Annotated in this window: 22 protein-coding genes and 1 pseudogene; 14 read left to right on the top strand and 9 right to left on the bottom strand. The window is 46.1% G+C overall.

Going from position 1 to position 25,422, the window contains the following annotated elements; genetic code table 11:
- Window positions 1-120: 120 nt before the first annotated feature.
- Together AC2TF5_RS22995 and AC2TF5_RS22990 are read left to right on the top strand one after the other, a co-directional pair.
- Window positions 121-858, top strand: coding sequence for a LytR/AlgR family response regulator transcription factor (locus tag AC2TF5_RS22995; RefSeq protein WP_491299438.1), 738 nt, complete (start codon window positions 121-123; stop codon window positions 856-858).
- A complete protein-coding gene (locus AC2TF5_RS22990) occupies window positions 851-2,146 on the top strand; it encodes a GHKL domain-containing protein (RefSeq protein ID WP_491299437.1) in 1,296 nt (431 codons plus the stop codon). Before AC2TF5_RS22995 ends, AC2TF5_RS22990 begins: the two co-directional genes overlap by 8 nt.
- Before the next feature lie 182 nt (window positions 2,147-2,328).
- Here AC2TF5_RS22990 and AC2TF5_RS22985 read toward each other — a convergent pair whose 3' ends face one another.
- From AC2TF5_RS22985 to AC2TF5_RS22965, 5 genes are all read right to left on the bottom strand, one after another.
- Window positions 2,329-3,288 carry an ABC transporter ATP-binding protein gene (locus tag AC2TF5_RS22985; protein ID WP_491299436.1) on the bottom strand — a complete coding sequence of 320 codons (960 nt, stop codon included), beginning with the start codon at window positions 3,286-3,288 and terminating at the stop codon, window positions 2,329-2,331.
- A complete protein-coding gene (locus AC2TF5_RS22980; protein ID WP_491299435.1) occupies window positions 3,285-4,277 on the bottom strand; it encodes an ABC transporter ATP-binding protein in 993 nt (330 codons plus the stop codon). The genes AC2TF5_RS22985 and AC2TF5_RS22980 overlap by 4 nt, the downstream gene beginning before the upstream one ends.
- Before the next feature lie 19 nt (window positions 4,278-4,296).
- Window positions 4,297-5,241, bottom strand: a complete 945-nt coding sequence (locus tag AC2TF5_RS22975) for an ABC transporter permease (RefSeq protein WP_491299434.1) — start codon at window positions 5,239-5,241, stop codon at window positions 4,297-4,299.
- Complete coding sequence (locus AC2TF5_RS22970) at window positions 5,238-6,176, bottom strand: ABC transporter permease (RefSeq protein WP_491299433.1); 939 nt, start codon at window positions 6,174-6,176, stop codon at window positions 5,238-5,240. The genes AC2TF5_RS22975 and AC2TF5_RS22970 overlap by 4 nt, the downstream gene beginning before the upstream one ends.
- A 122-nt stretch (window positions 6,177-6,298) precedes the next feature.
- On the bottom strand, window positions 6,299-8,005 hold the full coding sequence (locus AC2TF5_RS22965) for a peptide ABC transporter substrate-binding protein (RefSeq protein WP_491299432.1): 1,707 nt from the start codon (window positions 8,003-8,005) through the stop codon (window positions 6,299-6,301).
- A gap of 219 nt (window positions 8,006-8,224) precedes the next feature.
- Between AC2TF5_RS22965 and AC2TF5_RS22960 the strand changes: the two genes are divergently transcribed.
- The 3 genes from AC2TF5_RS22960 to AC2TF5_RS22950 all read left to right on the top strand — a co-directional run bounded on the left by AC2TF5_RS22960 (window position 8,225) and on the right by AC2TF5_RS22950 (window position 10,431).
- Window positions 8,225-8,371: a hypothetical protein gene (locus tag AC2TF5_RS22960; RefSeq protein WP_491299431.1), complete on the top strand. Its 147-nt coding sequence runs from the start codon at window positions 8,225-8,227 to the stop codon at window positions 8,369-8,371.
- Between the two features lie 368 nt (window positions 8,372-8,739).
- Entirely contained in the window at window positions 8,740-9,828 is a 1,089-nt protein-coding gene (locus AC2TF5_RS22955) for an SMI1/KNR4 family protein (protein ID WP_491299430.1), read from the top strand.
- Window positions 9,829-9,915: 87 nt separating this feature from the next.
- Window positions 9,916-10,431, top strand: coding sequence for a DUF4241 domain-containing protein (locus tag AC2TF5_RS22950; protein ID WP_491299429.1), 516 nt, complete (start codon window positions 9,916-9,918; stop codon window positions 10,429-10,431).
- A 149-nt stretch (window positions 10,432-10,580) separates the two neighbouring features.
- Here AC2TF5_RS22950 and AC2TF5_RS22945 read toward each other — a convergent pair whose 3' ends face one another.
- Entirely contained in the window at window positions 10,581-11,465 is an 885-nt protein-coding gene (locus AC2TF5_RS22945; RefSeq protein ID WP_491299428.1) for a LysR family transcriptional regulator, read from the bottom strand.
- Between the two features lie 109 nt (window positions 11,466-11,574).
- On the opposite strand from AC2TF5_RS22945, the gene aroC reads away from it, so the two are divergent.
- On the top strand, window positions 11,575-12,633 hold the full coding sequence (gene aroC, locus AC2TF5_RS22940) for a chorismate synthase (RefSeq protein WP_491299427.1): 1,059 nt from the start codon (window positions 11,575-11,577) through the stop codon (window positions 12,631-12,633).
- Window positions 12,634-12,760: 127 nt separating this feature from the next.
- Here aroC and AC2TF5_RS22935 read toward each other — a convergent pair whose 3' ends face one another.
- A complete protein-coding gene (locus tag AC2TF5_RS22935) occupies window positions 12,761-14,296 on the bottom strand; it encodes a flavocytochrome c (protein WP_491299426.1) in 1,536 nt (511 codons plus the stop codon).
- 551 nt (window positions 14,297-14,847) lie between these two features.
- Between AC2TF5_RS22935 and AC2TF5_RS22930 the strand changes: the two genes are divergently transcribed.
- The 8 genes and pseudogenes from AC2TF5_RS22930 (at window position 14,848) to AC2TF5_RS22895 (ending at window position 22,949) form a co-directional block, all read left to right on the top strand.
- Window positions 14,848-15,888, top strand: coding sequence for a helix-turn-helix domain-containing protein (locus AC2TF5_RS22930; protein WP_491299425.1), 1,041 nt, complete (start codon window positions 14,848-14,850; stop codon window positions 15,886-15,888).
- A gap of 5 nt (window positions 15,889-15,893) precedes the next feature.
- The gene (locus tag AC2TF5_RS22925) at window positions 15,894-17,147 is read left to right on the top strand and encodes an FAD-dependent oxidoreductase (protein WP_491299424.1); all 1,254 of its coding nucleotides are present in this window, start codon (window positions 15,894-15,896) and stop codon (window positions 17,145-17,147) included.
- A gap of 249 nt (window positions 17,148-17,396) precedes the next feature.
- Window positions 17,397-18,311 (top strand): DUF5692 family protein, encoded by a 915-nt coding sequence (locus AC2TF5_RS22920; protein WP_491299423.1) that lies wholly within the window; start codon window positions 17,397-17,399, stop codon window positions 18,309-18,311.
- Window positions 18,312-18,480: 169 nt separating this feature from the next.
- A complete protein-coding gene (locus AC2TF5_RS22915; RefSeq protein WP_491299422.1) occupies window positions 18,481-19,803 on the top strand; it encodes a sensor histidine kinase in 1,323 nt (440 codons plus the stop codon).
- Window positions 19,803-20,558, top strand: coding sequence for a response regulator transcription factor (locus AC2TF5_RS22910; RefSeq protein ID WP_491299421.1), 756 nt, complete (start codon window positions 19,803-19,805; stop codon window positions 20,556-20,558). Before AC2TF5_RS22915 ends, AC2TF5_RS22910 begins: the two co-directional genes overlap by 1 nt.
- Before the next feature lie 231 nt (window positions 20,559-20,789).
- Window positions 20,790-21,449: pseudogene (locus AC2TF5_RS22905) on the top strand (ABC transporter ATP-binding protein); the annotation flags it as partial.
- Window positions 21,450-21,507: 58 nt separating this feature from the next.
- Window positions 21,508-22,212 carry an ABC transporter permease gene (locus AC2TF5_RS22900; RefSeq protein ID WP_491299420.1) on the top strand — a complete coding sequence of 235 codons (705 nt, stop codon included), beginning with the start codon at window positions 21,508-21,510 and terminating at the stop codon, window positions 22,210-22,212.
- A gap of 26 nt (window positions 22,213-22,238) precedes the next feature.
- A complete protein-coding gene (locus tag AC2TF5_RS22895; RefSeq protein WP_491299419.1) occupies window positions 22,239-22,949 on the top strand; it encodes a DUF4097 family beta strand repeat-containing protein in 711 nt (236 codons plus the stop codon).
- Between the two features lie 31 nt (window positions 22,950-22,980).
- On the opposite strand, the gene AC2TF5_RS22890 is transcribed toward AC2TF5_RS22895, so the two are convergent.
- A complete protein-coding gene (locus AC2TF5_RS22890; RefSeq protein ID WP_491299418.1) occupies window positions 22,981-23,766 on the bottom strand; it encodes a response regulator transcription factor in 786 nt (261 codons plus the stop codon).
- Entirely contained in the window at window positions 23,751-25,355 is a 1,605-nt protein-coding gene (locus AC2TF5_RS22885; protein ID WP_491299417.1) for a sensor histidine kinase, read from the bottom strand. Before AC2TF5_RS22885 ends, AC2TF5_RS22890 begins: the two co-directional genes overlap by 16 nt.
- Between the last annotated feature and the right edge of the window lie 67 nt (window positions 25,356-25,422).

The raw sequence follows: 25,422 nt of genomic DNA, 5'->3' as shown, positions 1-25,422 counted from the left end.
GTAATTTTTACTGAAATACAATAGTTGGGTTATTTTTGAAAAAAGAAGAAGATATTTGAGTTATACTATAACTGAATATCTTTATATTTGATGATCAGGAATGCGGAAAGGAAGGGTTATATGATTCGCATTGCAATTTGTGATGATGACTTTCAAATGGCTGAACAAATTGAAGATTTGTTAGATTCCTTTCAACAAAAGTATGCCGAGGAAATTGAAACAGATATTTTTTATTCGGGGGAAAAGTTAAGAGAAGAAATAACGCAGAGCTGCCCATACGAAATCATGTTGATGGATATTGAAATGAAAGGACTTAATGGGGTTGACGTTGGCCATATATTAAGAGCGGATGAGAATAATGACTTGGTTCAGCTCATTTACATATCAAGCCATGAAAAGTATCATATGCAGCTTTTTGATGTTCAGCCGTCAGGATTTATCAGTAAACCTATTCAGCCTGACCTCTTTGAGCGAAAGCTAGTATCCGCTATTCAGAAAATTAAACGCAGGTCCAGGGACAAGAGAAGACGGTTATTACCATTGCAGCAAAAAGGAAGTGAGTTCCTAATTCCTTTTAAAGATATTATTTATCTGGAAAGTAACGGTCGAAAAATTATCTTGCATACTAACACGGAGCAAATCGAATATTACAGTACTTTGAATAAAGAAGATGAGAAGTTATTTGGTGATGAATTTATTCGAGCCCACCAATCGTATATCATCAATTTCTATCATGTGAAACAAATCACTTCTATGAAGATTGTATTACTGAATGGTTTGGAGTTGCCGATCAGCGAAAGATATGTTGCCTCTGTTAAAAAAAGCTATTTAACATTCAGGGGGAATTTAATTGGATAATTTTTGGATAGAGGAGCTATTCTATGGATTTACACTCGCTGCGATCCCTGTAATTATTCATTATTTCAATAAGCAGGTTTTTAGGGTTTGTATTTTCAATGGAGTGTACACTTTCTTATTTTATTGCTTATATTATGTACTCAGTTTGGCCTTACACTTCAGTTCTTTGTCCGGTACATATATTTTACTAATGAATGCCGTGTTCATCATATTATTAGGATTTCTTTATAAAGGCCGTACGGCATGGAAGATAGGCGTGGCTTTTTTCATTATTGTGGTCATTGTACTTGCTGACATAGCTGTGATGGCTCAGGTTCAAAATACTACGGATTATATCTTTAGTTTGTTCTTCTCAAAGCTACTTATTTTTTTAATCATGCAAATTATATTAAGGCTGGCGCAATCTATTGGCGACGGTCATTTAAATAAAGGGTATTGGATGATATTGTTCCTATGCCCGCTATTCAGCATTATCGGAATTCATCTTCTAACCATGAACCCATTGTTTCGAATATATCCTACTACGTTTCCCGTTATTTCTAGTAGTTTATTATTTATCAATTTACTAGTTTTGATTTTATGCGATCGTATATTACGTATCCAATCCACCCAGATCAAAAACAGCCTTCTGGAACAGCAAAACGCTTATTATATTCATCAATATTTGATTTCAAAGAACAGACAAGAAGAAATGAGCAAGTTTCAACATGATTTCAAAAATATACTGTTAGGATTGCGTTCCCAACTCCGATCAGAACATGAAACAGTCAGCATGAAGCAGCTGGATGATCTTCTAGGAAACATCAATGATGCTGTGGGCAGCTGTAACACGGGTTGTATGATTATCGACTCCATTATTAATTATAAACAGAAGATCGCTCATCAATTGAAGATCCCCGTTAATCTGGATATAAATATTCCGCCGAATTTACAGTTAGACAGTGTAGCCATGAGCATTATTCTAGGGAACGTTCTGGATAATGCCATTGAAGCGTGTAAAGCTAACACTGCTTCTGATCCATATATCAATATGTATATTCATTACATGAACGAGTCCCTTTTTTTAAAAGTGGTAAATTCCTATGCCCACAAAATTATTACCAATCATCATGGCAATATCATCTCAAACAAACAGAATAAACATAAACATGGGATAGGGTTAAGCAGCGTTAAAAAAGTGGTAGAAGAAAATCAAGGCATATACGATATCTCTTATGAAGATCAGATATTTAAAGTTGAAATTGTTTTGTTTGAGATATCGAAAGAGCTGAATGTGCAGAGCAACTAGAATCGCAGCTTCAAGATTTGTTGAACTGGGACTACTGATTGCGATGATGAGACGGGAAGCCTTGCAGCGTTTGAAAAAGACGAAAAACCCGCGAAAAAGCCTGATTCTACAAGGCTTTTCGCGGGTTTATTCATCCAAGCAGCATCTTCTGCCATATCCTCTGCTGCGTCCCTGCGGCAGCTCTAGGCCAGATGGCAGGCGACATAATGTCCTGGCTTCGCTTCCCGGAACTCGGGCTTGCGCTCGGCGCAGGTCTCGGTCGCGTATGGGCATCGCGTCCGGAAGGAGCAGCCGCTCGGCGGATTCAGCGGACTCGGCAGTTCGCCGCTCAGCACGATACGCTCTTTGCCGGCCTCGATGTCGGGATCGGGGACGGGAATGGCAGACATGAGAGAGCGTGTATACGGGTGAAGCGGCCCTGCATACAGCGCCCCGCTGTCAGCCAGTTCCACGATCTGCCCCAAATACATGACGGCAACCCGATCGCTAATATGTTTGACCATGGACAAATCATGCGCAATGAACAGGTAGGTGAGTCCAAGACGCTTCTGCAGATCCTGCAGTAGATTGACGACCTGGGCCTGTATCGATACGTCCAGCGCCGAGATCGGCTCGTCGCAAATAATGAACTTCGGATCGACCGCCAGCGCGCGGGCGATTCCGATGCGTTGGCGCTGGCCGCCCGAGAACTCATGGGGATAGCGGGTGGCATGATCGGGATTGAGCCCGACAAGATGAAGCAACTCCTCGACTCGCTTCCCGCGCGACGAACGGCTGTCGGCCAGCCGATGAATGTCCAGCGCCTCCCCGATAATGTCCATGATGGTTATGCGCGGATTCAGCGATGCGTACGGGTCCTGAAAAATCATCTGCATCTCGCGGCGGAATGCCTTCATCTGCCGCTGTTTCAACCGATAAATATTCGTCCCCCCGTACCAGGCTTCCCCGGCCGTCGGCTCGTACAAGCGGAGGATCGTCCGTCCCGTCGTCGATTTGCCGCACCCTGATTCACCTACCATCCCGAGCGTCTCTCCTTTGCGGACGGTGAAGCTGATGTCATGGACGGCCTTCAGCGTTCGGCCCCGTCCAAGGTGGAAATGCTTGCTCAGCCGGTTGATCCGGAGCAATGGCTCAGTGCTCATCTGGCCACCTCCCGTGCCAGCGGATGCAGCAGCCAGCAGCTCGCGCTGTGGGTCCCGCTGATGGCGGTCGATTCTGGCTGCCGCTGTTGGCAGATGCGCATCGCGTCGTTGCAGCGGGCCCAGAACGGGCAGCCTGTCGGCGGCTTGGCCAGATCGGGCGGCGTGCCGTAAATCGGCACAAGAGGCTCATCCTTGCTCTGATCGATCCGCGGCAGGGAACGCAGCAGGCCTCGGGTATACGGATGCTGCGGCTGCTTGAATATTTCCCGTTTCGTGCCGGATTCGACGATTTGCCCCGCATACATGACGATGACGCGGTCGCACAGATCCGCCACAATACCAAGATCATGCGTAATCAAAATGATCGATGTCCCAAATTCGTGCTGTAGATGCTTGAGCACGCGTAGAATCTGGGCCTGAATCGTCACGTCGAGCGCCGTCGTCGGCTCGTCTGCGATGAGCAGAGCCGGCCGGCAGGCCAAGGCAATGGCAATCATGGCCCGCTGCCTCATGCCGCCGGAGAACTCATGCGGATATTGGGAGAAGCGAGAGGCCGGATGGGGAATGCCGACCATCTCCAGCATCTCTATCGCCCGCCGCTTGGCTTTCTGTGCTGTCATGTGCTGATGCTTTGTCAGCACTTCGGTAATCTGGCGGCCGATCGTCATCGTGGGATTGAGCGATGTCATCGGATCCTGGAAGATCATCCCGATATCCTTGCCCCGGATGGACTGCATTTCCCGCTCCTTCATGCGCAGTAGATCTTTTCCCTGGAACCGGATCTCCCCTTGATGGATGCGGGCGGGAGGATGGGGTAGGAGACGCATAATCGCTTGGGCAGTCACGCTCTTACCGCAGCCGGATTCGCCGACGATGGCGACTGCCTCGCCGGGCTGGACATGGAATCCGATGCCGCGCACCGCTTGCACCTCGCCGCCGCGGACGTGAAAGGAGACACGAAGATCTTGGACTTCGAGCAATCGTTGCATGGGCGAACCCTCCTTGTCCTTATTTTTTCATCTTCGGATCGAGTGCATCGCGCAGCCCGTCTCCGAACAGATTGAAGCACAGCATCATCAAGCTGATGAACAGCGCAGGGAAGGCAAGGCGCCAAGGATGAATAATCATAGCCTTCAGCGCGTCGTTAATCATCGTCCCCCACGATGCGGATGGCGATTGCACGCCCAGGCCAAGGAAGCTCAGCACGGCTTCGCTGAAGATGGCTGCCGGCACTGCCAAGGTCAAGGTGACGATAATCGGGCCCATCGCGTTCGGCAGGAGATGCCGGAATAGAATGCGCATGTGAGGCGAGCCGAGGGAACGGGAGGCGAGGGCATATTCCTGATTTTTGAGCTGCATTATCTGTCCGCGCACGATCCACGACATATTGATCCAGCCGGTCACGCACAGCGCCAAAATAATCGTGCCCAGGCTCGGTTCGAAGACGACAACGAGCAGAATCGCCACGAGCAGATCCGGAATGGAATAGATGATTTCGGAGATTTTGTTCATCACCTCGTCGATCCGTCCTCCGACATAACCCATGATGCCGCCGTAGATAACACCGATGACGAGATTGATGGCCGCGGCGGAGAAGCCGACGATAAGAGAAATGCGGGCGCCCATCCACGTGCGGGCGAACATGTCGCGGCCGAGATCGTCCGTTCCGAACCAATGCTCGGTGGAAGGCGGTAGATTCGTATTCTCCAAATTATTGGAGTAGTAATCGTAAGGCGTCAGCATCGGGCCGATGATGGCCATGACGATGATGAGCAGCAAGAAGACAAGGCCCGTCATGGCAACCCGATTGTCGCGCAGCCGCAGCCATGCGTCACGCCATGCGGATATGCTCTCCTGTACGATCGCTTCCGCCGCATGTTCGCTGACGTCCGCCTTTCGGAAATCGTCTGGAGCGAGAGGGCGTTCTTCAGCTGGGGAATGGAACATTGTCATGCGGCCTTCTCCTTTCTCGAGACAAGAGCAATGCGGGGATCGATCAACCCGTACGCGATGTCGGTGATGAAGCGGGCGCACATCAGAATCAGCCCGTAGAATAGGGTAATGCCCATAATGAGCGAGTAGTCGCGGTTGCTGATGCTTGTGACGAATATTTTGCCAAGCCCTCCGATTCCGAATATTTGCTCGATGATGAAGGAGCCCGTCACGACATTGGCCGTAAGTGGCCCGAGATAAGTGACAACGGGCAGAATGCCGTTGCGCAGCACATGCCGGCGGATGATGGCGCCACGGGACAAGCCTTTGGCCTTGGCGGTCTTAATATAATCGGCCGAGAGCACTTCCAGCATGTTCGAGCGCGTCAGGCGCGCGATGAAAGCGATAGCCAGGGCGGAGAGCGCCAGGGTCGGCATAATGTAATCAAGCGGACCGTTTAGGCCGACGACATGCAGCCATTTCATCTTCACGCCGAAAATATATTGGAAGAAGGAGGCCAGCACAAAACTGGGGACCGATACGCCCAGAACGGCGATGACCATCGAGGCGGAGTCGAGCAGCTTACGATGCCGCAGCGCCGCAATCATGCCCAGGCTGACACCGATGACGACAGAGACGATAATCGAGACGACGCCGAGCTTCAGGGAATAGGGGAAGGCATCGCGAATCGTCTGGCCGACTTCGCGGTCCAGCATTTTCATCGAAATGCCCAAATCGCCTTTCGCTAGGTTGGATAAATAGACGAAGTATTGCTCATACAGCGGTTTATCCAGTCCGTATTGGGCCATCAGTCGGGCGCGAATTTCCGGCGGAACCGCTTTTTCCGACATGAATGGATCGCCGGGAATGGCCTTCATGAGCAAAAAGGTAACGGAAGCCAGCACCCACAGCGACAGGATGAGATAGAACAGCTTGGTCAAGGAGTACCGAATCATGGATGCATCCTCCTTCTAGTCAGGTTCATTCCTTCATGGATATGAAGAAGCGGGACGCACCGGCTACTTGGCCAAGTGCATCCCGAACGGACTTCATACCGGACAGGACGCGAGCTGCGTCGTTATTCGAAGTAACCCCGGCTGTAGTTGATCATTCCCAGATAATCGATAAACACGTTCTTGAGATACGGTTTCTTCAACCCGACGTTCGTGTAGTAGTAGATCGGAAGAATGGCCTGATCTTGCTCGATCATCATATGCTCCGCCTTTGCCATCAATTCCATCCGTTCCTTGTTATCAAGCGATTGCTTCGCCTCCCGGACGAGCTTGTCGAATTCCGGGTTGCTGTAACCGATGTCGTTGTTGCCGCTTCCGGTCATGTACAGATCGATGAAGGACATCGGGTCGTTGTAGTCGGTCGACCATCCGGACCGGGCCATCTGATAGTTAAGCGAGGTGCGATTTTTCAGGAAGACGCCCCACTCCTGGTTCTCGATTTTCACTTTGATACCCAGATTTTTGCTCCACATGTCAGCGACGGCCTCAGCCACCTTTTTGTGGTTCTCATCGGTATTGTAAGCCAATGTGAATTCAGGCATGGCGGACAATCCCAGCTCGCTGAGCCCCTTTTGCAGCAGCGCCTTCGCTTCCTCTATATTTTCTTTGAAATAATCGTCCTTGTACTCGTTGCGGAATTCGTCCTTCTCGCCGGCGATGCCGGGAGGAACGATGCCAAACGCGGGCAACTGTCCGCCGAGAGTCACCTTGTCGACAATCAGCTGGCGGTCGATCGCCATCGACAGCGCTTTGCGGATGTTGACGTTGTTGAACGGCTCTTGTTTGTTATTGAACAAATAGTAGTAGCTGGAGGCGATTCCCTTAATCTCCAGTTCGTCTGGCTTTGTTTCCTTCAAGATTGGGATTTGCTCATTAGGAACGCGTCCGGTCGGCATGCCTGAATAATCGATCTGGTCGGTCTCGTACATATTCAGTTCCGATCCTGAGTCGGAGACCATGGACATTTGCACTTTGGTGAATTTGATGTCGTCCTTATCGTAGTAATGCTCATTTTTCACCATCTCCAGCGAGCTCTGCTGCTTCCATTCGCTGATTTTGAACGGGCCGTTCGAAACAATAGTACTCGCGTTAGATGCCCATTTCGGATTGTCTTTGACGGAGGAGTGTACTGGGAAATAGGTCTGGAATGCAAGAAGGCTTAAAAAATACGGAGTGGAGTGTTCCAACTCGACTTCAAGTGTGTTGGCATCGACAGACTTGATGGCTACCGAGTTCGGGTCGGCGCTTTGTCCGGTGTTGTATGCCTCCGCGCCCTTGATATAGTACAGCTGATAGGCGTACGGCGGCGCAGGCTCCATCTTCGGATCGAGTACCCGCTTCCACGAGAACTCGAAGTCTCCCGCTGTCACGGAGTCCCCGTTCGACCATTTCGCGTCCTTCCGCAAATGGAAGGTGTACTTGGTTCCATCCGGGGAGATATCCCATTTCTCAGCAATGCCCGGAATGGCTTCGCCGATCTCGTTGCTTCGTGTCAATCCTTCGAACAGTCCGTTGAGCACGGCGAATGCCACGTTGTCTTGCGCCTGACCGGGATCGAGCGTCGGCGGGTCCGAGTGCAGATTGAAGCGGAAGACTTGCTCCTTCGGCGCTTCGGTTTTGTCGCCGCCAGGTGCCGGTTCTGCGGGCTTTTCATTGTTCTTCGCCGGAGGCGAGGATGAGTCGGTGCCTTGGCCGCTGCTGCCACAAGCGCTCATAAAAGCGCTTATGACTAGTAATAGTGACAGCACAGCCAGCATGGATTTTCGTCTCATTCGCATAGCGTACCCCTCTCTTGATATGAAATGGTCCACCTGGCCGGAGGCAAGATGATGAAGCAGAATCGATGCGGCCATCGGTGTATACCCTATCATTCTATAAACATGCCAACTCGTCTCTATTTATTCCAGTTTGTGATAAATTTTCATGAAACATGTCATGTAAAGGCGTTGCTTTCAGGCAAGGAGCGAGGGGGGAGAAGTGGCCTTCGGTTCATGTCAGGCGAAGAGCGCGCCAAAAAACGAGACCGGAAGAGTCCGGTCCCGCTCGGGTCCGCCATTCTGCTGGCGGCGGCTTATGGATTATTCGATAAAGTCGAACAGAGATACGTCAACTATAAATATTTAGAAGAAATTCTCTAGGCAAGCCCAAAATAATGTTATAATTTGGATTGTGCATACACACCTTGAGTGGGCGCATTTCCTCCTTGTGAAGGGGGTGGTGCGATGAACATTTCGTTCGGTGAAGTGATAACCTTCGGGATCTTCCTGCTGGCATTGCTGACCTACATCGACAAACGAAAGTAACCCACTTCTAAGGTTTACCGCCAAAGTGGGTTACTTTCTTCTTTGCTTTTATCTCGGAGGAAGGTCCTGCTCAAGATGTTTGTACTGGGGAGCAGCGGGCGGCTGCTCCTTATTTCTATTCTTATCTTAACACACCCTTTTTTAGACCTCAATAACGGTAATGACTCAGATGATTCTCCATTAATTTAAAATGAGGTGCAGGCATGAACGAAATCAACTGCAAGAGTGAATTCATTACAAGAGTGGAACAGATGTTGGAGCATTATCAAAGTCTCTATGACGGAAATGGTCCGTATGTTTTGAATGATCAATTAACGGCGGATCAGATAGAGGAGTTTGAAGCCACGGCAAATGTAGTGTTACCACAAGATTATAAAGATTTCCTGCTTCATATCGGAAATGGCGGTAAACAAGGCAATCATGACAGAACGTTTCCTCTGTCTCTATCGCGCGCGAAGGATTGTATTGAATCCAGTCTAAATACCACTATTGGACTTGAATATATGAGCCTTCCCTTTTCCTTGGAGAGCTGCAATCGATATTTTGGCGATGGCTTTGAAAATATTGATGAAGATCTTGCAGATGAAGAATATGATCGGATGGTTATGGAGGCTTTGCACGGAACGATTACGCTGCATAACGATGGTTGCGGTTATTATATCGTCATGATAGTGTCAGGCGACCATGCGGGCAAGCTCTACTACATTGATACATGTCATGGGCAGGGGACTTTTCCGGTTAGTGATTCATTTAGCGAATATTATATCAAGTGGTTAGATCGTAAAATAACGGAGAGGCAGGCCCACCTGGAACGTAACGATAAATTTTCATGCGTCATTACCAAGGTGAAGTTGGGCGGAAACGTTAGGGATTTGCATGTACGCAAGGATCAGAATCATTATTCGTTTCAGTTTGAATATTTTTGTCCAGGCGACTTTGTAAGGGAAGGCGGATACTCGGAACATACCCGGGTTGGTGATCGGCTCGTGGTTTCCTTATATATGGAACATAAATCCTGGATGCCTTTGGAGTTTGAAAAAATAGAAGAACAGGATGAACGCGGGGCACTTCAGCCGCTTACCGTCATTGGCGAACGGTCTGAGCATATTGTAATTGGACGGGTAAACCGGTTGTTTATGCATGATCCAGGCGAAAAATGTTTTCCGATATATGTGGAAGGGCTGGAGCAGGAAGTTTTGGTGAAGGGGATTGAAGAACTCGTTGTTTCGGTAGGGGATGTTTACAAGGTAAAAGGGCAGTTGAACGGGAATGTTTATAGGATTATGAGATGATTCGTAATGACGATTGAACTAGGGATTTGGAATATGAACGCGTGATAAAATAAGATGAACTATACGCAGTTACGGGAGGTATCCTCATTGATCATCCGACTTGGCAATTTTGAAGTGAATTCCGGACAATTGGTTGTGGCCGATCCTTGTTATGAATTGGATAAGAACACGATCATCATGGGTGTATTAGAACCTGCAATGAATGGAACATGGGTTGGAGAAGTGGAGAAAATCGAGGTTAGGGATTGGGGTGAAGCCAACGCCAAGTTAACGGCGTATCACAACTCTGTTTCCGAACAGGGAGAATACCTGGAATGGATTAAGTGTCCTTTTGTGGCTGGGGTGGATAGTGGGCAGGCCGGGATTTTTGATATCCGCCAATACCGAATTCCTGATGCGGATGCCGGGCAAGGTGATGTAGATACTGAGAGCGAATGGTATCTCACCTGCTGCGATATTACCGAGAGCGGGGAAGAATCGGGCGTCCTGGATGGCGGTGTCGTATCTCGTACCGGCGTAGGCGACGGTGCATACGGAGTATATAAAGCTGTAAATGAACAGGATCAGGTGGTTGGCGTGAAGATTGTGTTTATAAAGGGCTGACTCGAGGTAGAAACAATGGAAGTATCAACCATTACCTTATGTAGCGCGCGAGAAACTTATATCTGCTGAAGCGATAGTTCAATAAAAAACGAAAAGGCAGCCGTTCATCTGGCTGCCGCTTTCTGTTGTTGAATTTCGACGAAAAATCGTCAGTTCTTCTGCAGCATCTCCAAAAATGCCCCTGCAGCTAGCGAGGGCGACCAATGCTTCCGAACAGCGATACCGATATATCGATCCGGTAACGGAGTTTCTGTTCGAAGCTCTAGCAAGGACCCGTCCGAGATGCGGGACGCGATAAAGGCTCGTGGCAAGAATGCTGCTCCATAACCGCGCTCGGCAAATTCCGCTAACATGTCCAGGCTGTTCAACTCGAAGTCGGCTTCCGCTTCCACCCCTTGTGATCGGAACCATCCTTCGATGAAGGAACGCGTCGAGCTGCCAGAGGATAGCATTAAGAGGGGAAGCTCCGTCAACTGTTCAGTCCTTAGGGGCTCTCTCGCCCAATCTGCGAAAGCCGTTCCGACCACAGCGCAATAAGGCGAGGCATGGGAGTCGATGACTTTGATCTCTTCGTCCGATACGGGCAGGTGGACAAAACCGAGATCCAACGAGCCTTTCTTCAAGCGCTCCAAAACGCTGCTTGTCCGCTCCTGTGACAGCTGAATGCGAATGTCGGGATAGCGGACATGGAATCCGTCGAGCAAGGGGAGAAGAAAGTCCTTAACGATTGCCCCGTTCGCGCCAATCCTCAGCCTTCCTTCGCTGAACTGCTTTAGCTTCTTCATCCGGCGCTCGGCTGAATCGAGTTCTTCGAATGCTTGCCGGACATGTTGATACAAGGCCTCACCTTCTTGTGTTAATCGGACGCCCTTGGATAACCGGTCGAACAGCACCACACCAAGCGCTTCTTCCAACTGCTTGATGGCATAACTCACAGAAGGCTGGGTCATATGGAGGTTTTGCGCAGCTTTCGTCAGATTAGAAGTCTCAGCGGCATGTAGGAAAACTCGATACCATTCTGTGTTTGCGATCATTTGTTATCGATCCTCTCTATGACAGATCTCTAATATTACAATTTCATTTATTCCAAGTATACCTCTAAACTGAAGGAGACGGAATTCAAAATATTCGGGAGGAATGAACATGGCAGGAAGTACGTTCGGAGAGCGGTTGAAAATGACTACGTTCGGGGAATCCCATGGAGAAGCGGTAGGTGTCATTTTGGAGGGTGTCACGCCGGGCGTGGAGCTGGACGAGACATACGTTCAGATTCAGATGGATCGAAGAAGGCCCGGGCAATCCTCAGTTACGACTCCCCGCAAGGAATACGATAAGATACGCATTTTATCTGGCCTTTTCGAAGGGCGAACGACGGGGACGCCACTGTGCATAATGCTTAATAACACGGACATGATCCCGTCAGCTTACGACCAGATCAAATCTATTTACCGGCCCGGGCATGCAGATCTCACTTATGAGAAGAAATACAAGATCCGTGATTATCGCGGCAGTGGAAGAGCTTCGGGAAGGGAGACAGCTGCGAGAGTGGCTGCTGGAGCAGTGGCGCGCAAGCTTCTGGAACGGCGAGGTGTCTCGATCCTGGCTTATACGACTGAGATCGGTGGCATCCGATGCGAGAATTTCGACGCCGATGCCATCGAACGGAATGCAGTTCGTGCGTGTGATCCCGAAGCGGCAGGGCGCATGATCGAGAGGATAGAACGACTAGCCGAAGAGGGCGACAGCTGCGGGGGTATTGTCGAATGCCGAATTAGCGGCATCGCCGCGGGACTGGGGGAACCCGTATTCGACAAGCTGGACGCTGAGTTGGCGAAGGCTATGTTGTCTGTTGGCGCGATTAAGGGCATTGAATTCGGGACGGGCTTTCAAGCGGCCTCTATGCGGGGAAGCGAACACAACGATCAGATGGATGCGGAGGGGTTCCAGACGAACCATGCCGGTGGGATCATCGGTGGTATAAGCACCGGGTCGGACATCGTGTTCCGGGTCGTCGTGAAGCCGACTTCATCCATTTCTATCTCACAACAGACAGTCGATGTAGACGGTAACGAACGGGAGATTGCAACGATCGGCAGACACGATCCGTGCATCTGCCCCCGTATCGTACCCGTGATTGAAGCGATGGCTTGCATGGTAATCGAAGATCATTACAAGCGTCAAGCAGCCTTGCAGGACGAATAGCAGTGAATAATATGGATGAAGCCTGAGCTTTCTGCGGCCGTCCCAATAGCAGCATGTTATAAACAACAAAACGCTTGGGCTATGATGAGCCCAAGCGTTTGTTGTTTGCTGATTGAAAAATAATATCTTATTGTGCTTTTATAAATTCAGCCGATTTGATACCAGCTTGGCGACCGAAAATAATGATCTCCGCAACAGAGTTGCCGCCGATCCGGTTTTGGCCGTGCAAGCCGCCTGTAAGCTCGCCTGCTGCATACAAGCCAGGAATGACTTCGCCATCTTTATTCAACACTTCTGTGTTCGTATTGATTTTCACACCACCCATGGTGTAGTGAATCCCAGGGGCGATTTTAATTGCATAGTATGGTGCGCCGGACAAGTCATTGTCCATCGCTGTTGTTCTGTCGAATTCGGCATCCTTTTTATCCTTCACTGCGCTGTTCCATGTATCCAATGTGGTTTGGAGCTCATCTGCCGGAACACCCATTTCTTTTGCTAAAGCCTCGACAGAATCCCCTTGAATAACAAATCCCATTTTTTCATACTGCTGAATCGCTGTAGCACGGGACTTTACGCCGGAATCAAATACAAGATAAGCTGATTTTTCAGGCAGCTTATTGATTGCAGCAGTGACATTGTCACGAGTGTCCAGCTCGTTTGCGAAACGTTTACCCTCACTGGAAACGAGGATCGCTCCTTCACCGCGAACAACTTCCCCAATAAGATAGGAATTATCTTGCTGCACCGTCGGGTGAACCTGGATTTGATCCATATCGACCGTTACACCGCCGAGTTTTTCAATCATCTTGATGCCGTCACCGGTGCTGCCTTCTTGGTTTGTTGTCACAAGACCTTTCAGATCGGAGCGAACCTCGGCAATCATATCCATATTGGAGCCATAACCGCCGGCTGTTACAACGACAGCATCTGCTGCAATATTTTTCTCATCATTCTGGTCGAAGATGACTTTGACGCCATTTACTTTGCCGTCTTGTTCCGTAATTTCCGTTACATTAGCGTTTACAAAAAGTGGGATTTCTTTTTCTTGTACATTTTTCAGCAAGCCGTTGACAAGATATTGCCCTACCGCTGAGCCATCTTCAGGACGGTGTGTACGCTTTTCGCTCATACCGCCTGTAATCGTGATATTGTTCAACCGAATCCCAATGGAATCCAGCCAATCGATTGCACTTGCAGAATTATCAACGAAGAAACGAAGCAAATCTTTGTCGTTTGTATCATGACCGCCTTTTAAGGTCTCTTCATAAAATGAATCATTGCTGTCATTAATGCCTTGATCTTTTTGGAACTTAGTCTCAGAAGCGTTCATACCCGAAGATGATTTTGTTGTATTCCCGCCGGCCATCGGCATTTTTTCAAAAATAACCGGGTTCATGCCTTTTTCTTTTGCCTCAAGTGCAGCAGACATACCAGCTCCACCTGCACCGACAATGATGATATCATATTTATCTTTGAGTTGATCGATCGGTGTGTAGCCGGCTTGAGACGCTCCCGAAACGGCTTCCGTTTCTTTGGTCTCTTCTTTTTTGTCATTGCTCGGACTCTGACTCTGGTTCTGGCTCTCGTTGCCGTTGCCGCATCCCACGATTGCGAGCATAAGAGAGAGAACGAGAATAAGCGTTGTTGCTACGTTCTTTTTCATGTTTGACCCTCCGCTTTTATATGTCTGTTATCTAGATGAACGTAAAGAACCCAACAAAAAAGAAGGGAGTAACGGAGAAAATGTGAAGTGGAGGAGGTGAGCTTCGCCTTCATGCTCCGAACTTCATATCTTTTACGGTTACCTCCCCTGTCTGAGTCGTTAGTCTTTTAGGTTCACTTCATTTTAATATATCATCAGCTCTATTACCTGTGAATTATTTCACAATTATTGTTGAATTTTGTCGAATTGTCTTCTATGCATTCCAAATACATCATTAATTCTCCTACATATCCCTAATAGAAATAGAATCAGCCGTGGATTGTGACTTTAGTAGAATACCCCATCATATCGAGTGATGAAGAAGATTGGAAACAATTTTAACATGTAATTCTAGTTATTTTTATTTACTGGAAAATATGGTTTGTTAGCTTCGGGGCAAGCCCTGAAATGATCCGACGGGTCACAAACATGTAACTCATTTTACTGTTTGAAGCCCCTTACTTTACTACAATAAGAGTAAGCACGACGGTTCAGGGAAAGGGGCGAAGCGATTGAACGAGAGCCAGAAGTATCAGGTTATCCTCCACGGAATGACAAGTAACAACGTGGCAAAGACGTGCAAGGAATTCGGTATTTCCAGAACTCTGTATTACCGCTGGTATAACGCCTATATGCAGGATGGAATGGCCGGACTTGGCAGCAAGGCCCGCAGACCGGTGATGCCGAATCAGGTGGATAGAAAAACGGAAAAGATTATTTTGGAATATGTGGCACGTTTTCCCCAGGATGGGCCCAAGCGGATCTATTATGAATTGCAGGACGAAGGAGTACGGACAGGGGAATCCGGCATTTATAACGTACTACGCAGACACGGGCTAAACCGGAGAGAGGATCGGGAGCGATACGCCAGGGAGATCAAAGCCAAGAAGAGAACAAGCCGGGGAAAATCAAATTCTGCCGGAAACCAGATGAAGCAGCAAACCCCACTGGACTACAACATGAACAATTCGGATCATGCGAGGCCCGGCTATATTTGTTTTCAGAGCATCCAATACATAGGCAAGTTTCCGAAGGTAGGGAAGTTATATCAGTACATCATTTTGGACTCCTACTCGCGACTAGCGCTGGTGAAGCTGTGCGATCAGAAGTCAACGATGCAGCTTATTGATTTTATGCGCTTTAAGATCATGCCATTGCTGAGAACCTTTCATCTAGAGATCGATAATCTGGTAACCAACAAAAGCCAGGAATTCTCGACAGCCTGGGAGCGGGGAAACCATATGTATACAGAATATCTGCACAAGCACAACATTAACTCCGTTACCTTTGGTGCCGATCATCCCGAGGTATTTCAGCCTTTGCATGAATTCACTACGGTTCTGGGAAAAGAATTTTATAAACCGGTTTGGCACGAGGGAAGAATAGATTCCTTTGACACGCTGGAGCAGCGCTTAAATGAATACATGAATTACTATAACTACATCCGTCCTCTCGAGGAGGGGAGTAACCAAGGTAAGATCCCTTCTGACATTGTGCTTAATTTCAGAGGGGTACAGGGGCCATTGCCACTCTGGTTGTATACAAGGAGATGAGGGATATGATCAGGGACGGTGAAAAAATCGGGATCGTAGGTGCGGGAATCTCCGGCGTGACCCTCGCTTATGAATTGGGCAAGAAAGGTTACCGCCACGTGACGATTATGGAACAAGGGGACCGGGTTGGCGGCAAATGCCACTCGATCGAGTACAAGGGGAAAACCTATGAAATGGGCACCTTGATTGGTCTGCCGTCATACAAAATGACGATGAAGCTAATGGAGGAGTTTGATCTGCAGGATAAGGGCCCTCTGCTGGATCGTGGATTTTTCAACAGGGACGGGTATACAACCTCGCAAATTCCTGTAGAGCAGCTGTCGGACTTTGCCAAAGAGTTCAAACATCTTCCGGAGCTGCTGGGTCGCTATGGATTCATTAAAGCCCCGGGGTTTGCCAATATTCCGCTGGAGCTATGCAAGCCTTTTGCCGCCTGGTGTGATGAGAACGGGTTGTTTGTACTCAAACAGGTGTTTATGCATTATTTCAGCGCATTTGGTTTTGGTAGCATCGATGAGGTCCCGGCGGCTTATGTTATGAAGCTGCTTAATTACGATAACCTCATGTCATTCATTGAAATCACCCATATGATTTCCTGGCCCCAAGGGGTAACGGAGCTTGTCAAGCGCATGGGCGATCAGGCTTCGGATCTGCGGCTTACGTGCGGGGTGAATCGTATTAACAGGGAAGAGCCAGGCAGAGTCAGGGTTGAAACCGATCAAGGAACGCTGTACTTTGACAAAGTAATTTATACAGCCTCACTGCGGGATTTGCCAGACAAGGTGGATATGGCTCACGAAGACCGTAAGCTGCTGGAGAGTATTATTTATGAGCGGTTCCGCGTTTACGCCTACAGGGTTGACAACATGCCGAAGCTGTCAGGTTACATTCCGGGCAATATGGGACCAGGACGCAAGGGCCAAATGATGGCTTGGTATTACAGATGGGCGGATCTGGCAGAGACGGATCTGATCACCGTATATGTGGCGGAAAGCGAAAGCATGAGTGATTCCGAAATGCGGGAGAGCATCGAGGCTACGCTTGCCAGTCTGGGGGGAGAAAATATCCGGCTTTACATGATGAAGTGCTGGAATCACTTTCCCCATGTGGACACGGACGCCCTCCAGAGAGGCTTCTATACACAGCTTGAACATATGCAGGGAAAATACGGCATTTATTTTGCGGGGGAAATCATGAACTTTCCTACGCTTGAGAACTGCATCATCTATGCCAAATCTTTGGTTGAACGGTATTTCTGACCTGCCGCAGCTTGCGTTATTCTGCAATATTTTACTTTCAAGTTTTGTTTACACTATATTGTAATGAATTCTATGATTCGCAAGCGGAGTTGCCGTGAAGGGAGCCCTACTGAAAAAGTGTAAACCTACCTTTAAAGAAAAGTCCGCGGGCCCTTGTCCTGAAAGGAATCCCGGGATTTGATGCTTATTCCGACAAGCGCTATATTCAAGGCAGATAGGGATTGCATCATTGAAAAAGGAGGGTTATGCATGTTTTTTTTCGAAGCGATGCCTTGGTACTCGGTCTTGATGTGGTTTGTGGTGCTCGGGGGTTTAATGCTTGTGAATGAATTGGCGCGGATGAGCAAATGGGTGTCTCTGTTTCTCTTTCTTGTGCTGCCGATTATTCTGACGGTTGCGGTATGGCCGAATACAGCGGGGGAAGGCTCTAGCGTAGGAACCTGGTTCCATTGGGTCAAAGTTTATTCCGCACTGGCAGGTTGTCTTGGTTTTATGGCCTTGAGGTACATTAAAGGGTGGGACAAGAACAAGTACGTCTTGATGTTCCCAGCTTTCATTCTCGCTCTCAATATTCTTGAAGCGGTGATCCGCGATTTCCAGGTGTACAGTTTAAATGGAATTGTGGACGGCGTCATGATGATCGGCGGACCATGGAATATTATGAACGGAATCGCCGGTTTGCTGAACATTATTACTATTTCCGGTTGGATGGGCATTATGGTTAGCAAAAACCGGTCCAAGGACATGGTATGGCCGGATCAGCTTTGGTTTTGGATCATTGCTTATGATATCTGGAATTTTGCTTATGTGTACAACTGTGTGTCCGACCACTCGTATTATGCAGGTGCAGCGTTGCTGCTCTCCTGTACGATTCCGGCATTCTTCTTTAAAAAGGGTGCGTGGCTGCAGCACCGTGCTCAAACGCTCGCAATCTGGATGATGTTTACGATGTCGTTCCCGGCATTTGTCGGAGAGTCCAAATTTGCGGTACAATCCTCCCACAGCGAAACGGCATTGTGGGTGGCAAGCGCCTTGTCCCTGGCCGCAAATATCGCGGTATTCGTATATCACTTCTACAAGATTTCCAAGCATAAACGCAATCCGCTCAAGGTGGAAGTGTACACGGATTTGAAAGCATATAAAGCGGTCGCCGAGCATAATTAAAGACCTCGGGCCGGTAAGAGAAAGAGAAGCTGCAGCGCTGTAGCTTCTCTTTTTGTTGTCTGGCGGTATGATGAGTTGACACCAGGATATGAACAGCAGACAATGAAAGAACGCTTAAATATTCTTTTTCATAATTATTTTGACTGGATTAAGCTTGGTGGTGTACTACATGATTCATTTGATTATGGCGATTCAAATCATGAGTTTCTTTTTTATTTTTAAATCGATTTCGCGCTATCCCTTTACAAACAAGGAGATAATCGCTTGGCTAGCGGTATCTTTAACGGTGGGGTTTGTTTCAACGTACTTTATCGGGATATGGGGCGCCATTACGCTATTTATCTGTTTTATGGGCATATCCTACTTTAAAAATCATAAAACCTTCACCGCTATAGGTGTTTTTTATGGAGCCTATGCTTTGATCATGAATTCATTTCTGGGTTATCTCGCGGCCACTCCGATAACTTGGTTGGTTGAATTTGTCTTCAGACAATCATCTGCCAATATCGAGTATCTTCCGTATCTTTTTACAGCTATGGCGCCGCCTATTATCAATGAAGCTGGGCTGCGATTGGTGCGTCACTACGTTCCCCAGCTCAACAAAGAAATTTTACAGGAATTCAGCAAAGTCATACTTTTGCCAGTGATAATCCTTTTAGTCATCATTATCATTTCGGTATATCCGATCTTATCGATTGGCAATAGAACTGGCGATTATAATCCCGTACATAGAACATTACTCTTAGGCATGTGGATGCTGTTTATCGTTGCTTTGCTGTATATGCTCATTCAATACAATCATATTCAAAGAAGGGAAATAGAAAAATCGAAGAGCGGGCAATTGGCACAGCTAAAGGATTATGCAGCACAGCTGGAAAAAATATATGATGAATTCAGAGGTTTTCGTCATGATTATGCCAACATCCTATTAACCCTGGAGGATGGGATCAAGAGGGAAGATTGGGAGCAGGTCAAGCAAGTGTATGAAAATACGGTTAAGCCAACCGGCCAATTGATGCGTAAAAATGAATATAGCTTTGTGAAACTACGAAACTTAAATGTATCTGAGGTCAAAAGTATTTTGGCAGCGAAAATTATAATGGCCCAGCAAATGAAAATCGATGTTACGTTGGAAATTGAAGAATCCATTCATGACATTCCGATGGATTTGATTTCTTTTACACGGATTCTCTCCATTTTATTGGATAATGCGATTGAAGCAGCGGCAAAGACCGAAGAATCAAAACTTTGGATTGTGTTACTGGAAGACCGAAGCATTCAACGAATTACAATTGAAAATAGCTGTGGAGAAAATGTCAGTTTACGACGACTGGGAGAACGAGGATATTCAAGCAAAGGCAAGGGGCGTGGCCTGGGCTTATACAATGTGCAGCATATATTAAAGCAGCATAAGTTTGCTTCACTGGAAACAGAGGCCGGGTCTAATGTATTTTCACAAACGCTAATTTTAAGAAAAACTGGAGAACGGTAATGAACATATTTATATTAGAGGATAACCTTATCCAGCAGCAGCGCTTAGAACGAATCATAAAAGATTTGTCGTTAAAGCATCAGATTCGGTACCGAAATCTGTTTTCGACTGCAAAACCGGATCATTTATTATCGCAAATTGACAATGCTGCCGATCATCAATTGTATTTTCTAGATTTAGAGATCAAAAATGAGAAGCATACCGGGCTTGAGGTTGCTAAAGCGATCAGAACGAAAGATCCCTACGGTACGATCGTTTTTGTCACGACTCATTCCGAATTAGCGCCAAAAACCTTTGCATATCGTGTAGCTGCTCTGGACTTTATTGAAAAAGAACTACAAGAAGAAGAGTTTATTCTCAAAGTGGAAGCATGTCTGTTGATTGCCGATGAGCGCCGAAACATTCCTGTAAGTTCTGATAACTTTTCCTTTGAAAATAAATACACCAGTTTTCAAATTCCTTTTTCAGATATTCTTTATTTTCAGACCATGGAAATTGCTCATAAAATAAGACTAATCACAAAATCTAAAGCTATAGATTTCTATGCGGAATTAAATGAAATTGTGGATTATGATAAACGCCTCTTCCGCTGTCATCGAGCGTTTGTCGTTAATTTAGCGAATATTAGATCTGTTGATAAGAAGAACAAACTCGTCTTGTTTGATCATGATGAAAGCTGTTCTGTTTCAAGAAGATTGCAGAAGGAAACGATTGAAAGAATGGAAGCTTTAAGACAAAAACAGTTTCCTGATTAAGATTTCATATGAAGTGCTAGAAGCTATTGCTCCAATGGCTGCTGGCACTTTTTTTATTTGTTGGGATCAAAAAAGTACCGTCTAGGAAGGTTAAAGGACTGTTTGTGATGTTGCCATCAATAATCGTATGTAAAAGTCTTATGCTATGAATATAGCAAGAAGCAAGACTACTCCCTAGTCAAAGTGTTTGGAAGTGTCAAATCTATTGCGGAAATAGGAGCGGACAGAATAATGGATACCATAATCCAAATTAATCAATTATCAAAATCTTTTAAAGGCACCGAAACGGTCTCAAATGTAACGATGCATATCGAAAAAGGTGAAATTTACGGTTTCCTAGGACCAAATGGTGCAGGGAAAACAACCATTATGAAAATGATTCTAAATTTGGTGAAGCCTTCAGCAGGTGAGATTGTGGTGTGTAATCAGCCTGTATCACATACGTCTTATCAATACTTAAAAAAGATCGGCAGTATTATTGAATACCCCGTTTTTTATGAACGTCTAACCGCAGCTGAAAACTTAAGGTTTCATTGTGAATACGCTCAGTATGATGGTGAGAATCGAATTCAGGAAGTGTTAGGAATCGTTGGCTTACAAGGCGTGGGGGATAAAAAAATACATGATTTTTCATTAGGAATGAAACAGCGGTTAGGCATTGCCAGAGCCATAATTACAAATCCGGAAATTTTGATTTTAGATGAGCCGATTAATGGTTTAGACCCTGTGGGAATTAAAGATATCCGGATGCTTTTACTGAAGCTAAAGAATGAGTACGGTATGACAATTTTAGTCTCCAGTCATATTGTTTCAGAGATGGAATCGATTGCGGATACGATCGGAATTATTAATCATGGAAAATTAATAAAGGAAGTTAAGATGGCTGAAATCAGAAGAGAAAGCAATTTAGAGGAGTATTTCCTAAATCTTATCGACGGAGGCAGACAACATGTTTAAACTTATGAGATTAGAATGGGAGAAAAACAATCTAGCAGGGTATTGTGCAAGAGCTGTGATTAGTATGATTATTATTTTTGGAATGGTAGCCGGAATGGCTTTATTGGCAAATGCTCAAAATGAACCAATGTTTTCAAATTTTTCAGAATTCATGTCATTGGCTAATATCTTCGTTCGCATTACCTTTGTCGTTTTTTCAAGCATTATCATTTCGAGATTAGTGATTGACGAATATAGGAGCAAAACCATTCAATTGCTATTTACGTATCCCTTGCAACGCAAAAAAGTGATTCAAGCAAAGTTAATGATCGTTCTTGGCTTCTGTTTTTCTTGTGTAGTGATTTCCACATTAATCATTGAAGGATTGACAGTCGCATTGAATCCGACGCTTCATTTATTCGAAACACCCGTGTCGATGGGAGAAATGTTGGCTACCATTCCATCGATCTTAATCGCTTCAGCGATGACAGCTGGCTTAAGTCTTATTCCTTTGTATTTTGGTATGCGTAAAAAGTCTACGGCGACAACAATTACGAGTGCAGTGATTATCGGAACACTTCTAAATGCGATGGTTTCGGACGGAAGCGGCAGCTCTGTATCGATGTTTCAATTTATCGGCATACCTGCTATTTTTGGTTTGTTTGGTTTAGTCGCCGCTTATCTATCATATCGTAAAATTGACAGAATAGATCTTTAATCACGAATGATTCATGGGATATTGAAGTGAAAGAATCGACAGACAATCAAGTTCATGTAGACATTAATGGTAAGCAGAAGGATAAGAAGAAAGTTCCTGTTTCAGTGACTCATCAAGATCATAAATTAATCATTCAACAAACTAAACAAATTGGCGGGGCGTTATCAGCCTTTACTTTTGAAAAAGAGGGAACCATCACGATTTTAGTACCCAAAAATAAAGTAGAACAAGTTACATTGATCAATAAAGAAGGAGATCTCGATATTCATACGTTAGCCACCCAAAAGCTAACCGTTAAAAATCAAGCGGGTAATGTGAAATTCAATCAAGTTGAAGCAGATTCAGGAGTTTTTAATCTAATTGTTGGAGACTTAACCGTAAACAATAGCTCATTTGGGAATTTAGACGTAGTTGCCAAGGCTAATGATCTTTATTTTAACAATACAACTAGCTCCGTTTGGAATGTTTTTTCTGAAAAAGGTGAAATCGTTCTAAAGGGGATCGATGAAAAAGGTGAAATGAACGTTGAAACAAAAACGGGTGATATTCAAGTTGGTTATCAAAATGCACCATCCAGCTTGAAAGTAGCAGTGGAAAATACTAAAGGAGATACAACGGTTAACTTGGCGAATCTCTCAACTACGAATAATACAGACGGGGAAATAAATGGAATAATTGGCGCTGGAGAATATCTATTGCATCTCAAAAGTCATTCAGGAAACATTGCGATTAAATAGAGGCATGCTGCTCCGCATTGCCTCTCTATAGTCAATGCATATTCATTCGGGTACTATTTTTATAATCTACCGGACACATTCCTACTCGGTTTTTAAACAGGCGGCTGAAATAATATTGATTCATATAGCCTACTTTGATCGCCAAATCACCGATTTTGATATTTTGCATGGAGTTATCCAATAATTCCTTCGCTTTCGAGATGCGGAGCTCAGTCAAATACTCCAGAAAAGATACCCCAACCTCTTTTTTCATTCGTTTACTCAAGTAATTGGAATTAATGTGAAATAACTCCGCTACATGAGGTACGGCCAGTTCCGGATCATTGTAATGATAGTGGATATATTCTGTTATTTTCACCATAATTGGCGAGAGATCACAGGAATTCGGGAGCGATTCCTGTGTCATCTCTTTTTTAAGCTTCGTAACTTTGTCAGGATGAAGACTGCACAAGTGATCGTGTAACTTAGCAAGCATTCGGTTTAGATCGCTCTTGGGTACCGGCTTCAGTAGGTAATCATAAGCATGCAATTGCAGGGCTCTTTGCGCATATTTAAAATCATCGTACCCACTAATGATCACCACGACCAAGTCAGGATAACGACTCGTTACAAGTTGGACCAGATCAAGGCCATTCAAACCCGGCATGTTAATATCCGCTAGTAATACGTCTGGTGTAGATTGCTCGATTAGAGACAGCGCCTCAGCAGCATTCCTTGCTTCTCCTGATGGTTCAAAAGGCAGCCGACTCTCTTGGATAAATTTCCGTAAGCCATTACGGATAATTTTCTCGTCATCCATGATTAGGACTTGCCACATGATTTGTCACCTCCAAGCGGTATATTTATCGTCATACAGGTTATACCTTGTCCACTACTGATCTGCAAACCGTAAAGCTCACCATAAGCAAGTTTGATGCGATGACTGACACTATATAGACCGAATCCGATCTCTTCGTTTCTGTCTTTTTTTCCGTTCCGCAACGCCTCCTGAAGTGATGCCAGCCTGGATTTAGGAATGTCTACTCCGTTATTCTGGGCGGTGACGATCAGTTGATCCCCTTGTTTATATGCACGAATTGATATTTTACTTTTCTGGTTTGTCAGCGGCTTGATTCCGTGATAAATCGCATTTTCAACGAGTGGTTGAAGGATGAACCGAATGATCTGTTGTTGTTCCAAATGCTTGTCATAGCTCAATTCGTAATCCAGAATATCATCATACCGAACACATTGGATATTTAAGTAGCTCTCGACATGTTGAAATTCTTGTTCCAGTGTTACAAATTGACTGCCGCTGCTGAGCCCAAGCCGGAAATACATGCTTAAGGATTCTACAATGTCCACGACATCATCTGCGTCATGACTTGCAGCCATCCATTGAATCGTATCCAGTGTATTATACAGAAAATGGGGCTTAATCTGTTCGTGAATCATCTGCAGCTCCATTTCCTTCTTCTCTTGCTGGGATTGATACAGCTTAATGAGCATTTGATTGAAGCTGCGCCCTAACTCTCCAATCTCATCGCGCCTTTTATCGTTAGAACGCACGCTCCAGTCACCGTCTTCCACTTGTCTCATCAATTGACGCAGCGCCTGAATCGGCTTCGCTATAGAGGAGCCCAGCAATAGGACGAGAATCAAAAAGAAGATACCTACTACAGTTCCTACCATAAGAGCCGACCGCTGGGTCTTCGTCATACCTTGGGTAAGCTGGGATTTCGGCACTTGGAATATGAGCTTCCAGCCCGGAACACCGGCAATCGAAGCTGTAAAGGTAGACATGTTAGCTCTGGAATCTTCCAGTTCTGGAAATTCCGAATTAACGATAAGCCACCCTCTGCCGTCATACACCAAAATGTCTTGGGCGATTTCTTTCATTTTACCGATAGGAACGGCGGCTGCGATGTAAGCTGTATCTTCATTTACTAGCGGTCCAACACGGTATAGAATAACGACAATCTCTGCTTCGTTGGCTCTAGAAACAATAACGTTACTTACAACGTAGGGAGCATCCGACGAAATCAGTTCTTTATAATAGTCTCGCGTTAATATAGAGAAAGACTTGCTATCTGGCGTCCAAGAGTTTCCTTTGAGATCAACAATCCGAATGGACTCGTAGTCATGGCCTCGTCGTTGCTCTAGCTTGCGACTTTCGCATAACAGCTCTTCTCGAGTCCAGTGGTGATCAGAAGCAAGGGTGGCGAGCATTTCGACTTCTCCAATCCGCTGCTGAAACCAATAGGATATTTGTTCGCTTCGGGCATTGACGATTTGCTGTGTCAGTGATTCGTTGAGTGGGACGACCGTTCGTTCCATCTCTATGTATATGGCGCCTAACAACGCAAGGAATAGTAAGAGAAAGCATCCTCCGGCATATAATGTAATTTTTCGTTGTATTGAGCTCATGTCTTTATTACATCATGTTGCATGCTATCTTTAAATGAGAAGTATCACTTGTCCAAAAAGTATAAAT

Source organism: Paenibacillus sp. JNUCC 34, assembly GCF_058269055.1.
Note: the sequence above shows the minus strand (reverse complement) of the source record. Positions and strands in the feature narration are given on the sequence as shown.

What these genes read in the sequence shown, in the direction of transcription:
- AC2TF5_RS22980 (WP_491299435.1), bottom strand. Translation starts at nt 4,277, where the DNA reads ATGCAACGATTGCTCGAAGTCCAAGATCTTCGTGTCTCCTTTCACGTC.
- AC2TF5_RS22985 (WP_491299436.1), bottom strand. Translation starts at nt 3,288, where the DNA reads ATGAGCACTGAGCCATTGCTCCGGATCAACCGGCTGAGCAAGCATTTC.
- AC2TF5_RS22970 (WP_491299433.1), bottom strand. Translation starts at nt 6,176, where the DNA reads ATGATTCGGTACTCCTTGACCAAGCTGTTCTATCTCATCCTGTCGCTG.
- AC2TF5_RS22910 (WP_491299421.1), top strand. Translation starts at nt 19,803, where the DNA reads ATGAACATATTTATATTAGAGGATAACCTTATCCAGCAGCAGCGCTTA.
- AC2TF5_RS22965 (WP_491299432.1), bottom strand. Translation starts at nt 8,005, where the DNA reads ATGAGACGAAAATCCATGCTGGCTGTGCTGTCACTATTACTAGTCATA.
- aroC (WP_491299427.1), top strand. Translation starts at nt 11,575, where the DNA reads ATGGCAGGAAGTACGTTCGGAGAGCGGTTGAAAATGACTACGTTCGGG.
- AC2TF5_RS22935 (WP_491299426.1), bottom strand. Translation starts at nt 14,296, where the DNA reads ATGAAAAAGAACGTAGCAACAACGCTTATTCTCGTTCTCTCTCTTATG.
- AC2TF5_RS22975 (WP_491299434.1), bottom strand. Translation starts at nt 5,241, where the DNA reads ATGACAATGTTCCATTCCCCAGCTGAAGAACGCCCTCTCGCTCCAGAC.
- AC2TF5_RS22955 (WP_491299430.1), top strand. Translation starts at nt 8,740, where the DNA reads ATGAACGAAATCAACTGCAAGAGTGAATTCATTACAAGAGTGGAACAG.
- AC2TF5_RS22900 (WP_491299420.1), top strand. Translation starts at nt 21,508, where the DNA reads ATGTTTAAACTTATGAGATTAGAATGGGAGAAAAACAATCTAGCAGGG.
- AC2TF5_RS22915 (WP_491299422.1), top strand. Translation starts at nt 18,481, where the DNA reads ATGATTCATTTGATTATGGCGATTCAAATCATGAGTTTCTTTTTTATT.
- AC2TF5_RS22960 (WP_491299431.1), top strand. Translation starts at nt 8,225, where the DNA reads ATGTCAGGCGAAGAGCGCGCCAAAAAACGAGACCGGAAGAGTCCGGTC.
- AC2TF5_RS22995 (WP_491299438.1), top strand. Translation starts at nt 121, where the DNA reads ATGATTCGCATTGCAATTTGTGATGATGACTTTCAAATGGCTGAACAA.
- AC2TF5_RS22925 (WP_491299424.1), top strand. Translation starts at nt 15,894, where the DNA reads ATGATCAGGGACGGTGAAAAAATCGGGATCGTAGGTGCGGGAATCTCC.
- AC2TF5_RS22945 (WP_491299428.1), bottom strand. Translation starts at nt 11,465, where the DNA reads ATGATCGCAAACACAGAATGGTATCGAGTTTTCCTACATGCCGCTGAG.
- AC2TF5_RS22890 (WP_491299418.1), bottom strand. Translation starts at nt 23,766, where the DNA reads ATGTGGCAAGTCCTAATCATGGATGACGAGAAAATTATCCGTAATGGC.
- AC2TF5_RS22920 (WP_491299423.1), top strand. Translation starts at nt 17,397, where the DNA reads ATGTTTTTTTTCGAAGCGATGCCTTGGTACTCGGTCTTGATGTGGTTT.
- AC2TF5_RS22885 (WP_491299417.1), bottom strand. Translation starts at nt 25,355, where the DNA reads ATGAGCTCAATACAACGAAAAATTACATTATATGCCGGAGGATGCTTT.